Raw genomic sequence first — 15,112 nt, 5'->3', positions numbered from 1 at the left:
GAGGCTGTTTGATGCCGCTGTCCAATATTCACATCATCCATGAGGACGCTGCTGTCCTGGTGGTCAACAAACCCACCCTGTTGCTCTCCGTGCCCGGTCGGGCCGACGACAATAAGGACTGCCTGATTACCCGCCTGCAGGAAAACGGCTACCCGGAAGCGCGAATCGTCCATCGACTGGACTGGGAAACCTCCGGCATCATCCTGCTGGCCCGGGATCCCGATACGCACCGTGAACTGTCTCGGCAATTTCACGACCGCGAAACGGAAAAGGCCTACACCGCATTGTGCTGGGGCCAGCCGGAGCTCGACAGTGGCAGCATCGACTTGCCGCTGCGCTACGACCCGCCGACCAAGCCACGTCACGTGGTGGACCATGAATTCGGCAAACACGCCCTGACCTTCTGGCGCGTGCTGGAACGCTGCGGTGATTGGTGTCGCGTCGAACTCACGCCGATCACCGGACGCTCGCACCAATTGCGCGTGCACATGCTGTCGATCGGTCATCCATTGCTGGGCGACGGACTCTACGCCCATGAGCAAGCCCTGGCCGCCTGGCCACGCCTGTGCCTGCATGCAAGCATGCTTAGCTTCACCCACCCACAAAGCGGCGAGCGACTGCGCTTTGAGTGCCCTGCACCTTTTTGAGTGGCTGACCACTGAAAGCGCATTGAAAACGCCCTTGCAATGAAGGGCGCTTTTCATTTGTCGTTACAACATTTGCTGACAACAGCGCGCCTGCATTGCCCCAGGCCAATACGGTAAACTCGCGCTTCTGTTGCCTGGAGCTACTTATGCGCGAAGCGCTGCCCCCCCTGGAAAAAACACCGCACCAGTTGCTTTACCTCATCTATGGCAACCAGGATGTCTACCGGCGCGAAGCCAAGTTCAGCATGCTCACCGCCCTGTCGCAACTCAAACGGGGCGAGTCATTGTGCATCAGGGTCATGACCGATCGCCCGGAAGATTATGCTGGCTGGCCGGTGGACACGATCGCCCTGAACGAGCAGACCATGACCCAGTGGCAGGGCGAAAACGGCTATCACCATCGACGCAAGGCCTGCGCCATTGCCCAAGGGCTGAAGCTTGCGCAAAAGACGCTGTTCGTCGACACCGATACACTGTTCCTGGAATCGCCGCATCGCGTCTTCGACCGCATCGCGCCCGGGCGTTATGTCATGGACCGTTTCGAGTACGACTGGAGCTACGTCTGCGAACGCCCGGACTACGTCAAGCTCGGCCGCTGCCTGCAAACCCATGGCATCTCGGCCAACAACAGTTTCAAGCTGTATAACAGCGGGCTGTGCGGTGTCACCGACGGTGATACGCGGTTGCTCGATGAATCAATCCGCCTGATCGATGAATGGACCCGAGACTCATTCGATATCCACACCATCGAGCAAATCGCCCTGTCGTTCGCGATGCGCAACCAACCCGTTCAGGAAGCAAAGAAGTTCGTCTATCACTACTTCGCGGAAAAACGCTTCTTCCATGCCATGCAGAAGCATTTTTTCTCCCGCCATGGCGAGCAGTTCCGTGCCGAGCTGCCAGCGCTGTGCACAGAAGTCCCGCGCTGCAAGCCCGTGCCCTCACCCTGGCAGCGCCTGCGCATCAAGTGGAAGCTGCGCAACAAGCGCAAGAGCGTGAAAAAGGTCGGTCGTGACCTGCTCTATGGAAGCGCGGCGCCCGAACATCCTTACTACGAAGTGTGCCGCCATGAATGGTGGGAGTCCGCCTCCCGCGAAATCCTGCGCTGGGATGAAGACAAACAGAAAAGGTTTTTCGGCACGGACAAGGGTCGCTGGCCAAAACATCTGCCGCGGCCAGCCAAGTCCAGCGACGAACAAACCATCATTGCCTACCTGCGCGAGCGAATGACCCATTGAGCGCCCGGCCAGGCCCGGTGCTGCAAGCTCTTGTCCAACGCACCGGGCCAATACGTTAAACTGGCGTCATTGCTGTCTGGAGCTACTTATGCGCGAAGAGTTGAACCAAGGCCTGATCGATTTCCTCAAGGCCTCCCCTACCCCGTTTCATGCCACCGCCAGCCTTGTTCAACGTCTGGAAGCGGCGGGCTTCCAACGCCTGGACGAACGCGAGCCATGGAACACCGAAGTCAATGGTCGCTACTACGTCACCCGTAACGACTCCTCGATCGTCGCGATCAAGATGGGCCGGCACTCGCCACTGCACGGCGGCATTCGCCTGGTCGGTGCCCACACCGACAGCCCGTGCCTGCGGGTCAAGCCGCAGCCGGAACTGCAACGCCAGGGTTTCTGGCAACTGGGCGTCGAAGTCTATGGCGGCGCCCTGTTGGCCCCCTGGTTCGACCGCGACCTGTCCCTGGCCGGCCGCGTCACCTTCCGTCGTGATGGAAAGGTCGAGAGCCAGCTGATCGACTTCAAGGCACCGATCGCGATCATCCCCAACCTGGCCATTCACCTCAATCGTGAAGCCAACATGGGCTGGGCGATCAACGCCCAGACCGAACTGCCCCCGGTACTGGCGCAATTCGCCGGGGACGAGCGCGTGGATTTCCGCGCCGTGCTCACCGACCAGTTGGCCCGCGAACACGGCCTGAACGCCGATGTCGTGCTGGATTACGAATTGAGCTTCTACGACACCCAAAGCGCGGCCGTCATTGGCCTGCATGGTGATTTCATCGCCGGCGCGCGCCTGGACAACCTGCTGTCATGCTATGCCGGCCTGCAAGCGCTGCTGACCACGGACACCGACGAAACGTGCGTCCTGGTCTGCAATGACCACGAGGAAGTCGGGTCCTGCTCGGCCTGTGGCGCCGACGGTCCGATGCTGGAGCAGACATTGCGCCGCCTGCTGCCAGACGGTGATGAATTCGTACGCACCATTCAGAAATCCCTGCTGGTCTCGGCCGACAACGCACACGGCGTGCACCCCAACTACGCCGACAAGCACGATGCCAATCACGGCCCGAAACTCAACGCCGGCCCTGTGATCAAGGTCAACAGCAACCAGCGCTACGCCACCAACAGCGAAACCGCCGGGTTCTTCCGTCACCTGTGCATGGCCGAAGAAGTGCCGGTGCAGAGCTTCGTGGTGCGCAGCGACATGGGTTGCGGCTCGACCATCGGCCCGATCACCGCCAGCCACCTGGGGGTGCGTACCGTGGACATCGGCCTGCCGACCTTCGCCATGCATTCGATCCGCGAACTGTGCGGCAGCCATGACCTGGCGCATCTGGTCAAGGTGCTCAGTGCGTTCTACGCCTGCCGCGAATTACCGTAACCGCGCATGAATCTGCATCTTTATCTGTAGGAGCGAGCATGCTCGCGATGGAGGCACAAGCACCGCGAGGTGTCAGACGGCCAGCGATTTCGTTGGCGTCCATCGCGAGCATGCTCGCTCCTACAGACAGCACCCTGCAAAAGCCACCTAGACTTTAACCACTCCTTTGACAAGGCAGTCGCCATGATCACGATGTCCTCATTTCACGCCATGCTCATCCCCATTCTTATCGGGATGATCATGTTGGCAGTCGGTTTCAATTTTCGCGACAAGAACGCCGGCGTGCTCGCCATGTGGCTCGGCATGCTGCTGATCCTGGCCACGGTGATCTTCAAGATCCTCGCCAAACTCAACGAATAAAATCCCCACCCCGCTCGCATTGGTTTTGACGGGCTCGTACACTCGGTCGATCTGCCCATTTCGAGGTTGACCGCCTAGTGTTCGCTCGCCTGTTCGCCCTGCCATGTCTTTTCCTTATCTGCCTGATGACCCTGATGGCGTCAGCGCCAGCCCAGGCCGTCGGGTTGCCGGGCCTGCTTGGCAGCCCGGCAAAAACCCAACCCGAGGCGCAGGAACCCCTTGGGCAATCCCTCGACGAAGTCATCAAGTCGCTGGAGAACGATCAGCAGCGCAGCAAGCTGCTGGCTGATCTGAAGAAGCTGCGCGACGCCACAAAAAAAGCCCAACCGGTGGCCGAGGAAGGCGTGCTGGGGCTGATTGGCGGGACCCTGGCCAGTTTCGAAAAGCAATTTTCCGGCGCCGACAGCCCAATCACTCGCTGGTCCGCCGAATTCGACCTGGCCAAGGATGAATTGGCGGCACTGGTGCTGCCGGCCAGCGAGTGGCTGCCGATCATCTTCGCCTTTGCCATGATCCTGATGGTCTGGAGCCTGCTGGCTGCGGTGCTGATCTGGGTCAGCCATCGGGTACGGATGCGCTTCGGCCTGACCGAGGAATTGCCGCAACACCCCCGGGCCGTGGATATGCTGCGCTTTGCCCTGCGCAAGCTGGGGCCGTGGTTGATTGCCTTGGTCATCACCGTCTACATGAGTTACGCCCTGCCATCGTCACTCGGTAAAAGCCTGGCCATGGTGCTGGCCTATGCACTGGTGGTCGGCACCTGTTTCTCAGCAATCTGTGTGATTGCCTTTTCCCTGCTCGACGGCCCACACCGCCACCGGGCCCTGTACATCCTGCGGCACCAGGCCTTCCGACCACTATGGTTGATCGGCAGTTTCGCCGCTTTTGGTGAGGCCTTGAGCGACCCACGCCTGGTTGAAAGCCTTGGCGTACACCTGGCGCACACGGCGGCGACGGTGGCCAATGTGTTGGCGGCGTTGTCCACGGGGCTGTTCATCCTGCGTTTCCGGCGCCCGATTGCCCACCTGATCCGCAATCAGCCACTGTCCCGGCGCCTAACCCGTCGCGCCCTCAGCGACACCATCGAAATTCTCGGCACCTTCTGGTTTGTACCGGCACTGGTGCTGGTGGGGATCTCGCTGTTCGCCACCTTCGTCTCGGCAGGCGACACCAGCACCGCGCTGCGCCAGTCGCTGATCTGCACCGTGTTGCTGGTGTTGTGCATGGTCATCAATGGCCTGGTGCGCCGCCACGCCCTCAAACCGCAACGCGGCGCGAAGCGTCACGCGCTGTATTCGGAACGCCTGAAAAACTTCTTCTATACCCTGGCCCATCTAGTGGTATGGCTGGCATTCATCGAACTGGGCCTGCGGGTGTGGGGCATGTCACTGATCGGCTTCACCGAAGGTGAAGGACATGAGGTCAGCGTCAAGCTGTTCAGCCTTATTGGCACACTGATCTTTGCCTGGCTGATCTGGATCCTCAGCGACACCGCCGTGCATCACGCCCTCACCCGCTCTCGCAAGGGCCTGGCCAACGCCCGCGCACAGACCATGATGCCGCTGATCCGCAACGTGCTGTTCGTGGCGATTTTCATCATCGCGCTGATCGTCGCCCTGGCGAACATGGGCATGAACGTTACGCCACTGCTGGCCGGTGCCGGCGTGATCGGCCTGGCCATCGGTTTTGGCGCCCAATCGCTGGTCGCCGACCTGATCACCGGCCTGTTCATCATCATCGAAGACTCCCTGGCCATCGACGACTACGTGGACGTCGGCGGCCATCTGGGCACCGTCGAGGGCCTGACCATTCGCACCGTGCGCCTGCGGGACATCGACGGCATCGTCCACACCATTCCGTTCAGCGAAATCAAGAGCATCAAGAATTACTCCCGGGAATTTGGCTACGCGATATTCCGGGTCGCGGTGCCTGCCAGCATGGACATCGACAATGCGATCAAGCTGATGCGCGACGTCGGCCAGAAAATGCGCACCGACCCGCTGCAACGACGCAATATCTGGTCGCCCCTGGAGTTTCAGGGCGTGGAGAGCTTCGAGTCCGGCAACGCGATTCTGCGGGCTCGATTCAAGACCGCTCCGATCAAGCAATGGGAAGTTTCACGGGCATTCAACCTGTCGCTCAAACGGCATCTGGATGAAGCCGGACTGGACCTGGCGACACCGCGCATGAGCATTCAGGTGGTGACGGCGGGTGGCGGGCCAACTGCCGAATAACCCCATAATGTAGGAGCAGCCAGTCGACGCTCGAATGCTCGCGATGGAGGATCAGGCAGCGCGGGGTGTCAGACAGCCAGCGTTTTCGTTGACCACCATCGCGAGCATTCGAGCGTCGACCGGCTGCTCCTACGACAACAACAAATCACAGGCATAAAAAATCCCCGAACCAGTCGGGGATTTTTTATGTTCGATCAATCAGCCCGTGGGCGGATCAATCTTCGCGGTAGCGACGCAGCTTCAACTGCTTACCGGCAACGCGAGTGTCCTTCAGCTTGCTCAGCAACTTCTCAAGACCGTCTTCCGGCAGTTCGACGAGGCTGAAGCTGTCACGCACCTGGATGCGACCGATGGCTTCACGCGCCAGACCACCTTCGTTGAGGATCGCGCCCAGCAGGTTCTTGGCAGCGATACCATCACGCGCACCCAGCGCGGTACGGCAACGAGCACGGCCTTCGGCCAGAGGGATCGGTGCGCGACGCTCGCGGTCACCACGCTCAGGACGATCACCGGAACGCTCTGGACGATCGCCACGCGGTGCGTTGTTCGGCACCAGTGGACGCTCTTTCTCGATAGCGGCCAGGTTCAGCGCTTGACCGTTGGTTGCCTTGCGCAGCAGGGCTGCGGCCAGGGCACGCGGGCTGCAACCGATGTCGGCGGTCAGGCGATCGAGCAGATCACCGTGGGTCGATTCGGCTTCAGCCACCAGCGGCGACAGGCTGTTGGTCAGTTTCTTGATGCGCGCATCCAGAACGGCTTGAGCGTCCGGCAGGCGAACTTCAGCAACCTTCTGACCGGTTACACGCTCGATCACTTGCAGCATGCGGCGCTCACGTGGAGTCACCAGCAGCAATGCACGACCTTCGCGACCGGCACGGCCGGTACGACCGATACGGTGAACGTAGGATTCCGGATCGTACGGCATGTCGACGTTGAACACGTGAGTGATGCGCGGAACGTCCAGGCCACGAGCGGCAACGTCGGTCGCCACAACGATGTCCAGACGCCCATCCTTGAGGGAGTCGATCACGCGCTCACGCTGGTTCTGGGCAATGTCACCGTTCAGCGCAGCGGCTTTGTAGCCTTTGGCTTCCAGGGCGCTGGCCAGGTCCAGGGTCGCTTGCTTGGTGCGCACGAACATGATCAGGGCGTCGAAGTCTTCCACTTCCAGCAAGCTGAGAACGGCGGAAGTCTTCTGGTCAGCGTGAACCAGCAGGTGAGCCTGCTCGATCGCGGTAACGGTCTGGGTCTTGCTCTGGATCTTGACGTGCTTCGGATCGCGCAGGTGGCGCTCAGCGATGGCACGAATCGATTGAGGCAAGGTGGCCGAGAACAGTACGGTCTGACGGGTTTCCGGCATGGCCTTGAAGATGACTTCCAGGTCGTCCATGAAGCCCAGCTTGAGCATTTCGTCTGCTTCGTCGAGAACCAGGTGGTTCACGGTCGCCAGAACTTTTTCGTCGCGACGCAGGTGGTCGCACAGACGGCCCGGAGTGGCGACAACGATCTGTGCGCCATTACGGATTGCTTTCAATTGTGGGCCCATCGGCGCGCCGCCGTAGACAGCCACAACAGTTACGCCCGGCATTTGCTTGGCGTAGGTTTCGAAAGCGGTTGCAACTTGTAGCGCCAACTCACGAGTTGGGGCCAGGATCAGAGCTTGCGGCTCGCGCTTGGACGGATCAATGCGGTGTAGGATAGGCAGGGCAAAGGCAGCGGTTTTACCGGTACCGGTTTGCGCCTGGCCAATCATATCGTGACCGGCGAGAATGATCGGGATCGACTGCTGCTGAATGGCCGAAGGCTCTTCATAGCCGGTAGCGACTACTGCAGCGACAATATTAGGGTGAAGTTCAAGAGCGGCGAAGCCGCCGATTTCCTGGGTCATGGGTCTGCCTCTAAGTGCATCCGCAAAGACCCATGCTCCAAAGCTGCGCATGCCGTGTTGAGACTCAAGAGTCGCCCTGGCAGCTTTGTCGGCGGGGATTTGCGAAAACGAATGAATGAAAGAATCGTTTAGGAAGAGTTCGCTGGGCGAACGTGCAACCGAATCTGACTTCGGGGAATTGCGCCACCTAAACGCGGCCCGGCTAAAGGCCGGCGCGCACTATACCGGAATTTGCCGAAAAAGGGAGCTTTTTTTATCGCAAAACTCCCGCGCACGGCGTTCTATCGCAGGCTTTGCGGATAATCGCTCGAGCGTCTACTTTTCAAAGGCCCTGCCCCGTGGGCGATGACGCTAAAACGGTTCACCCACCCGCCACAGACCTTGAGTCTGCGCGCCCTCAGCCGCTCGAGGAAATGCACCATGAAAGAGCTCAATACCAGCCGTGTGAGTCGGGAAAAGCGTGGTCATGTCCTGTTGATCGGACTGGACCGGGTCGCCAAGCGCAACGCCTTTGATCTCGACCTGCTCAACGAGTTGAGCCTGGCCTACGGTGAATTCGAAGCTGACAGTGAAGCACGGGTGGCCGTGGTCTTCGGGCATGGCGAGCATTTTACCGCCGGCCTGGACCTGGTCAGCGCCAGCGCGGCACTGTCCGAAGGTTGGCAAGCCCCACCCGGTGGCTGCGACCCCTGGGGGGTCTTCGCCGGGCCCAGGGTCAGCAAACCGGTGATCGTCGCCGCCCAGGGCTACTGCCTGACCATCGGCATCGAGTTGATGCTGGCCGCCGATATCAACCTGTGCGCCAGCAACACCCGCTTTGCGCAAATGGAGGTGCAACGCGGCATCTTCCCCTTCGGTGGTGCCACCTTGCGCCTGCATCAGGTGGCCGGCTGGGGCAATGCCATGCGCTGGATGCTGACCGGCGACGAATTCGATGCCCATGATGCCTTGCACCTGGGCCTGGTGCAGGAAGTCATGGCCAGCGAGGATTTGTTGCCGCGGGCTTTTGAACTGGCCGAGCGCATTGCCCGGCAGGCGCCGCTGGGGGTTCAGGCAACATTGATGTCTGCCCGACAGGCCCGCTACGAGGGCGAAACCGCCGCAGCGCAAGGGTTGCCGGCGCTGGTGAAGAAATTACTGGCCAGCGAGGATGCACAGGAGGGTGTGCGGTCACTGGTGGAGCGCCGCCCCGGAATTTTCAAAGGTTGTTGACCCCTGTAGGAGCTGCCGCAGGCTGCGATCATTTGATCTTAAAAAAAAAATCAAGAGATCGCAGCCTGCGGCAGCTCCTACACGGGAATTTGTGTTCTCAGGTCGCCGGGCGAATCGCCTTGATCAGCGACTGCAACGAATAACCCAGCCGCGGCGCCAATGCTTCGGCCCGTGCGGTCAGGCTTTCCATGTCCAGCGCCTGATCCAGTTCCGACGGCACGATCAGGATCACGTTGCCCTCCTTCACCGGCAGCTCCCAGTAATGCCGATGGTAGAGCCCGCGCAGCAACGCGGCGCCCAGTGGCTTGCCATCGTCGGTGGCCCATTGGTTGATCACCAGCCAGCCTCCCGGATTCAGGCGCTTCTGACAGTTCTCCAGGAAGGTCCAGGCCAGATGCCCGACACCCGGACCGACGTCGGTGTAGAGATCGACAAAAATCAGGTCCGCAGGCTCGGCGGTGTCGAGCAGCTCAAGCGCATCGCCCACGCGGATATACAGGCGCGGGTCGTCGTCCAGCCCCAGGTACTCGATGGCCAGGCGCGGCACATCCGGGCGCAGTTCGATGGCTTCGACATCCTCCAGGGGCAGGAACTTGAGGCAGGCCTGGGTCAGCGTTCCGGCGCCAAGCCCCAGGAACAGCGCGCTTTCCGGCTGCTCATGGCACAGCGCACCGATCAGCATCGCCCGGGTATAGTCGTACTCGAGCCAGCTCGGATCGGCCGTGAACACGCAACTTTGTTCGATGGCATCACCGAATTCGAGGAAGCGGTAATCGGCCACTTCCAGCACGCGAATCACGCCATATTCGTCCTGCACCTCGGCGAGCAGATGCTCGACGCGCTCCTCAGTCATTTCGTCTCCTGATCGTTGCCGGGCCTTCTTGGGCAAACAGCAACGCGATAAACCGCAGCGGAAGCGGCAAAGGCGCGATTGTCCGCGAATCGACGGGAACAGGTCACGCACTAATTGCTGATAACATGGTCGTCCGAGCGGAAAACACTAGAGATCATGATGAGCCAACCCTGGAGCCCTGACAGCTGGCGCGCCCTGCCGATCCAGCAACAACCCCAATACCCCGACGCGGCGCATCTGCAGCACGTCGAGCAGACCCTGGCCAGCTACCCGCCGCTGGTGTTTGCCGGGGAAGCCCGGGAATTGCGCCGTCAGTTCGCCGAAGTGACCCAGGGACGAGCGTTTTTGCTGCAGGGCGGCGATTGCGCCGAAAGTTTCGCCGAGTTTTCCGCTGCGAAAATCCGCGACACCTTCAAGGTGCTGCTGCAAATGGCCATTGTCATGACTTTCGCGGCCGGCTGCCCGGTGGTCAAGGTCGGGCGCATGGCCGGGCAGTTCGCCAAGCCTCGTTCGGCTAACGACGAGACCATCGACGGCGTGACATTGCCCGCCTACCGTGGCGATATCGTCAACGGCATCGGTTTCGATGAAAAAAGCCGCGTGCCGGACCCGGAACGCCTGCTGCAGTCGTACCACCAGTCCACCGCCACCCTCAACCTGCTGCGTGCCTTCGCCCAGGGCGGGTTTGCCGACCTGCACCAGGTACACAAGTGGAACCTGGACTTCATCGCCAACTCGGCCCTCGCGGAAAAATACAGCCACCTCGCCGACCGCATCGATGAAACACTGGCGTTCATGCGCGCCTGTGGCATGGACAGCTCGCCGCAACTGCGCGAAACAAGTTTTTTCACCGCTCACGAAGCGCTGCTGCTCAATTACGAGGAAGCCTTTGTCCGTCGCGACAGCCTGACCAACGACTATTACGACTGTTCGGCCCACATGCTATGGATCGGCGATCGCACCCGCCAACTCGATGGCGCGCATGTCGAATTCCTGCGCGGGGTGAATAATCCGATCGGGGTCAAGGTCGGCCCGAGCATGAATCCCGAGGAGCTGATTCGCCTGATCGACGTGCTCAACCCCGACAACGATCCGGGGCGCCTGAACCTGATCGCCCGCATGGGCGCGAACAAGGTTGGCGATCATTTGCCGCAACTGATCCGCGCCGTGCAGCAAGAAGGCCGGCAGGTGCTCTGGAGTTCCGATCCGATGCACGGCAACACGATCAAGGCCAGTAGTGGCTACAAGACTCGCGACTTTGCGCAGATCCTTGGCGAGGTGAAGCAGTTCTTCCAGGTTCACGAAGCCGAGGGCAGTTACGCCGGTGGCATCCACATCGAAATGACCGGTCAGAATGTCACCGAGTGCATCGGTGGAGCGCGGCCGATCACCGAGGACGGTTTGTCGGATCGCTACCATACGCATTGCGACCCGCGGATGAATGCCGATCAGTCGCTGGAATTGGCGTTTTTGATTGCTGAGACATTGAAGCAGGTTCGGCGTTAAACAGCGCTGAATTCTTCGCGAGCAGGCTCGCTCCCACAGTGGACCGCGTCCTACAGGGCAACTCGGTTTACTGTGGGAGCGAGCCTGCTCGCGAAGGGGTCGGCTCAGGCACCATCAATACTGGCCAATGCCACCCGCAATCTTGCCGCACTCGCCCGCGGGCAATTCAACTGGACCTGCGCCAGTCCCAGCCAATCCGCCATCCGCCGCAAATTCACCGCCAACGCCAACATCCCCTCGTCATCCAGCCCCGACGCTTCCTCATGTACCGCATGCACCGCCAACCGCCCGGCCGCCCTCTCGGCACGCAGGTCAACCCGCGCGGCAATCCGTTCATTGTGCAAAAACGGCAGGACGTAATAGCCATAGATCCGCTTGTCCGGCGGCGTGTAGATCTCCAGCCGGTAGCGAAAATCAAACAGCCGCTCGGTACGGCTGCGCTCCCAGATCAGTGAGTCGAACGGTGAAAGCAAGGCACTGGCCTCGACCTTGCGCCGCACCTTTGGCTCAGGCAGGCAATAGGCAGGTTGCCGCCAGCCCTCGACTTCGCAGCAGAGCAACTCGCCTGCCTCGACCAACTCCGCCAGGCGCGGACGACTGTCCCCAGGACCCAAGCGAAAATAGTCTCTCAGATCTTTCTCGGTGCCGACGCCCAAGGCCGACGCAGCATGCCGTATCAGCCCGCGCTGGGCCTCAGCCTCGCTCAGCAGCGGCTGGGCCAGTATTGCAAAAGGAATAACCCGCTCCGGCAGGTCGTAGAGGCGTTCGAAGCCGCGCCTGCCTGCCACTGTCACTTCACCGGCGGCGAACAGCCATTCCAGTGCATGCTTTTCCGCACTCCAGTCCCACCAGGGCCCTGCCCGTTCCTGGCGAGTCGACAGGCTGCCAGCGCCCAACGCGCCCTGCTCCTGAACGCAGGCCAGCACCCGGCGAACCGTGTCCTGCTGCTCACGACCGAAACGCGCCAGTTGCTGATAAATATCTTCGCCACGGCTTGCCCGCTGCATGCGCCAGCGCATCAATGGGTACATCGACAAGGGCAGCAAGGACGCTTCATGCCCCCAGTATTCGAACAAGGTACGCTGTCGTCCCTGGCTCCAGGCGGCTTGATCTAGCAGGTCGGCGCGATACTGGCCAAGCCGGGAAAACAGCGGCAGGTAGTGCGAACGCACCAGCGCATTGACCGAGTCGATCTGCAAAATGCCCAGGCGCTCGATCAATCGATTGATCCTGGCAGGCTTGACCGGAACAGGGGGCTGGCGCCCGACAAAACCTTGTGCGGTCAGCGCCAGGCGTCTGGCTTGCTTCAAGGAAAAAGACAGGGATGCAGGCATCTGGCGACTCTTCGGCAAGGGTCTTCCCACCTTAGCGGCAGGCGGGAAAAACGCCACTACCAACGCCTCATCGCTTGAGAGGATCATTCCAGAATGGCCGGGCAGACTCCCTGCGGACATCGGCTCGACTCAAGCCAATATCACGCAGGCACTCGTCGCTCAGTCGCGCCAACTCGGTTCGATCCCTGTTCAGTTTGCGCCAGCGCTGCAATTGCGTGACCACCGCCCAAACGGGCTGTCGGAGCCTGAGCAGCGCATCGCGCACGCCATGCCTCGCACGCTTTCGTTCAATGCCTTGTCGTTCCATGACACCACTCCTCAATGTTGGGGAGGGGATCTTCGGCCAGCGCAGAACCAGGCTCCAGCAAAGCTCTATGACCATCTGTTTCGGACTCGCGCCTACCCCATCAGCCCGGGGTTTGGCCGGGATAATGGGGTAGTGACAGGACATTTCCATGGGTCGTCGAGCCTATTTTCCATTGCTCATCGGGTCTTGCCAGAAGTGCAGTTCAGCTTCGTGGGCGACGTCGGCACGACTCAAGCCGATGTCCTTCAACGCCTCATCACTCATGCTCGCCAGCATTTCGCGCTCACGGTGCAGTTCGTACCAGCGACTGAACTTGTGCAACAGGTCGGATATCAGGTGAACCGAATGTTTTTCAGTGCCGTGAATTTCATGATGACCTTTCATCTTGTTGCCCTCCGTTTGGATGGCTCAAGTCTCTGCCCAGGTCTAAGATCAATCCAACGAATGTTTCTGATGGTAACCATCTCGGAGATTGATGAATGTCCGCCTACCCGAGTATCGATACCGAAGTGCTGCGTACCTTTGTCGCCATCGCTGACCAGGGGGGCTTCACTCGTGCCGGTGAATTGGTCAACCGTACCCAGTCAGCCGTCAGCATGCAGATGAAGCGGCTGGAAGAAGATGTGCTGCAGCGCCAATTGTTCCAGCGCGACGGACGCCAGGTGCGGCTCACGGCCGAAGGCCAGGTACTGCTGGGTTATGCGCGGCGTATCCTCAAGCTGCACAGCGAAGTATTCAACACGCTGCGCGAGCCACACATGGTCGGTACGGTTCGCATTGGCACCCCGGACGACTACGTGATGCGTTTTCTGCCGGGGATCCTGCGTCAGTTTGCCCAATCCTATCCGCTGATCCAGATCGAAGTGCATTGTGAATCATCAAAACAACTGCTGATGCGCCAGGATCTCGACCTGTCCATCGTCACCCGTGAACCGGGCAGCGAAATCGGCCAGTTGTTGCGCAAGGAGCGTTTGGTCTGGGCCGAGGCGCAATGCTACAGCGCCCACGAGCAGACGCCGTTGCGCCTGGCGATGTTCAACACTGATTGCTTCTGCCGGATGTGGGCCTGTAACGCCCTTGATGCCCAAGGGCGCGATTATCGCGTGGCGTATAACAGCGACAGTCTGTCGGCGATCATGGCGGTCGTCAGCGCTGGCCTGGCTGTCACCGCGCAGCTTGAAAGCCTGATCACCGCGGACATGCGCATCCTGGGTGAAGCCGAGGACCTGCCAGTGCTACCCGAGGCCAGCATCATGCTGGTGCGCAACCTGCATAATCCGTCACCGATCACCGAGTGCCTGGCAGAGCATATCGTCGAAGGCTTCAAGCTTTAAACACAAGCATGACCGCACAGCACAGCAGGAAGCCGCAAAACAAGGCGCGCAACAGGCGCTCCGGCAGGCTGTGGGCGATCTTCACGCCCCAACTGATACTCATCAGCCCGCCGATCGCCAGTGGCACACCGATCATCCAGTTCACCTGGTGATGCACGCCATAGGTGACCAGCGTCACACCGGTGCTTGGCAGTGCCAGTGCCAGGGACAACCCTTGGGCAACCACCTGTGTAGTGCCGAACACGCTGGTCAACACCGGTGTGGCCACCACCGCCCCGCCCACGCCAAACAGCCCGCCCATGGTGCCGGATGCGGCACCGAGCACGCCGAGCCATGGCCAGGAATGGTTCATCTGCGTTGAAGGCGCTGCACTGGTGAAGAACATCCGCACCAGGTTGTAGGCGCACAACGCGATCAGGAACGCGACAAAACCGATGCGCATGCTTTGTGCATCGATACCCACCGCCCAGATCGATCCCAGCCAGGCGAAGCAAAAGCCCATCGAGGCCAGCGGCAGCGCGTAGCGCAACTCGATCTTGTTGCGCTGGTGGTAGCGCCACAGCGCCAGCATCACGTTCGGCACCACCATCACCAACGCCGTACCTTGGGCAATCTGCTGATCGAGACCGAATAACACGCCCAGCATAGGAATGGCGATCAATCCCCCGCCGATGCCAAAGAGGCCGCCGAGTGTTCCCAAGGCGGCGCCGAAAACCAGGTACAGCACAAACTCAATCACTGTGTATCTCTCCCAAACGTCAGGCGATTCATCCTACGCAACTGGTTCTGGCGGCGAAACGCACAGCAACGCACAATGGCTA

Annotated in this window: 14 protein-coding genes; 8 read left to right on the top strand and 6 right to left on the bottom strand. The window is 60.6% G+C overall.

The window, feature by feature from the left end:
• Positions 1 to 11: 11 nt before the first annotated feature.
• From AC3WWR_RS19810 to AC3WWR_RS19790, 5 genes are all read left to right on the top strand, one after another.
• Complete coding sequence (locus AC3WWR_RS19810) at positions 12 to 647, top strand: RluA family pseudouridine synthase (protein ID WP_020800410.1); 636 nt, start codon at positions 12 to 14, stop codon at positions 645 to 647.
• Positions 648 to 793: 146 nt separating this feature from the next.
• Positions 794 to 1,885, top strand: coding sequence for a hypothetical protein (locus AC3WWR_RS19805; RefSeq protein ID WP_020800409.1), 1,092 nt, complete (start codon positions 794 to 796; stop codon positions 1,883 to 1,885).
• Positions 1,886 to 1,973: 88 nt separating this feature from the next.
• On the top strand, positions 1,974 to 3,263 hold the full coding sequence (locus AC3WWR_RS19800) for a M18 family aminopeptidase (RefSeq protein WP_033043385.1): 1,290 nt from the start codon (positions 1,974 to 1,976) through the stop codon (positions 3,261 to 3,263).
• A gap of 183 nt (positions 3,264 to 3,446) precedes the next feature.
• Positions 3,447 to 3,623 (top strand): hypothetical protein, encoded by a 177-nt coding sequence (locus AC3WWR_RS19795; RefSeq protein WP_008056983.1) that lies wholly within the window; start codon positions 3,447 to 3,449, stop codon positions 3,621 to 3,623.
• Positions 3,624 to 3,700: 77 nt separating this feature from the next.
• Positions 3,701 to 5,857 (top strand): mechanosensitive ion channel family protein, encoded by a 2,157-nt coding sequence (locus AC3WWR_RS19790; RefSeq protein WP_033043384.1) that lies wholly within the window; start codon positions 3,701 to 3,703, stop codon positions 5,855 to 5,857.
• A gap of 214 nt (positions 5,858 to 6,071) precedes the next feature.
• On the opposite strand, the gene AC3WWR_RS19785 is transcribed toward AC3WWR_RS19790, so the two are convergent.
• Positions 6,072 to 7,745, bottom strand: coding sequence for a DEAD/DEAH box helicase (locus AC3WWR_RS19785; protein WP_020800404.1), 1,674 nt, complete (start codon positions 7,743 to 7,745; stop codon positions 6,072 to 6,074).
• Between the two features lie 420 nt (positions 7,746 to 8,165).
• On the opposite strand from AC3WWR_RS19785, the gene AC3WWR_RS19780 reads away from it, so the two are divergent.
• Entirely contained in the window at positions 8,166 to 8,957 is a 792-nt protein-coding gene (locus tag AC3WWR_RS19780) for a crotonase/enoyl-CoA hydratase family protein (protein WP_033038621.1), read from the top strand.
• 97 nt (positions 8,958 to 9,054) lie between these two features.
• Here the strand turns inward: AC3WWR_RS19780 and AC3WWR_RS19775 are convergent, their stop codons facing one another.
• Positions 9,055 to 9,810, bottom strand: coding sequence for a spermidine synthase (locus AC3WWR_RS19775; protein WP_020800402.1), 756 nt, complete (start codon positions 9,808 to 9,810; stop codon positions 9,055 to 9,057).
• A 159-nt stretch (positions 9,811 to 9,969) separates the two neighbouring features.
• On the opposite strand from AC3WWR_RS19775, the gene AC3WWR_RS19770 reads away from it, so the two are divergent.
• The gene (locus tag AC3WWR_RS19770; protein WP_033041859.1) at positions 9,970 to 11,316 is read left to right on the top strand and encodes a class II 3-deoxy-7-phosphoheptulonate synthase; all 1,347 of its coding nucleotides are present in this window, start codon (positions 9,970 to 9,972) and stop codon (positions 11,314 to 11,316) included.
• 104 nt (positions 11,317 to 11,420) lie between these two features.
• Here AC3WWR_RS19770 and AC3WWR_RS19765 read toward each other — a convergent pair whose 3' ends face one another.
• The 3 genes from AC3WWR_RS19765 to AC3WWR_RS19755 all read right to left on the bottom strand — a co-directional run bounded on the left by AC3WWR_RS19765 (position 11,421) and on the right by AC3WWR_RS19755 (position 13,341).
• Complete coding sequence (locus AC3WWR_RS19765; RefSeq protein ID WP_020800400.1) at positions 11,421 to 12,650, bottom strand: winged helix-turn-helix domain-containing protein; 1,230 nt, start codon at positions 12,648 to 12,650, stop codon at positions 11,421 to 11,423.
• A 67-nt stretch (positions 12,651 to 12,717) separates the two neighbouring features.
• On the bottom strand, positions 12,718 to 12,957 hold the full coding sequence (locus AC3WWR_RS19760) for a DUF1127 domain-containing protein (RefSeq protein WP_020800399.1): 240 nt from the start codon (positions 12,955 to 12,957) through the stop codon (positions 12,718 to 12,720).
• Positions 12,958 to 13,119: 162 nt separating this feature from the next.
• Positions 13,120 to 13,341: a DUF1127 domain-containing protein gene (locus AC3WWR_RS19755; protein ID WP_020800398.1), complete on the bottom strand. Its 222-nt coding sequence runs from the start codon at positions 13,339 to 13,341 to the stop codon at positions 13,120 to 13,122.
• Positions 13,342 to 13,436: 95 nt separating this feature from the next.
• Between AC3WWR_RS19755 and AC3WWR_RS19750 the strand changes: the two genes are divergently transcribed.
• Positions 13,437 to 14,291, top strand: a complete 855-nt coding sequence (locus AC3WWR_RS19750) for a LysR substrate-binding domain-containing protein (RefSeq protein WP_020800397.1) — start codon at positions 13,437 to 13,439, stop codon at positions 14,289 to 14,291.
• On the opposite strand, the gene AC3WWR_RS19745 is transcribed toward AC3WWR_RS19750, so the two are convergent.
• Positions 14,281 to 15,030 (bottom strand): sulfite exporter TauE/SafE family protein, encoded by a 750-nt coding sequence (locus AC3WWR_RS19745; protein WP_020800396.1) that lies wholly within the window; start codon positions 15,028 to 15,030, stop codon positions 14,281 to 14,283. The two genes, AC3WWR_RS19750 and AC3WWR_RS19745, sit on opposite strands and share 11 nt — an antisense overlap.
• Between the last annotated feature and the right edge of the window lie 82 nt (positions 15,031 to 15,112).

It is taken from the genome of Pseudomonas sp. EB271-G4-1 (genome assembly GCF_058791355.1).
This window is presented reverse-complemented; position numbering and strand designations above follow the sequence as displayed.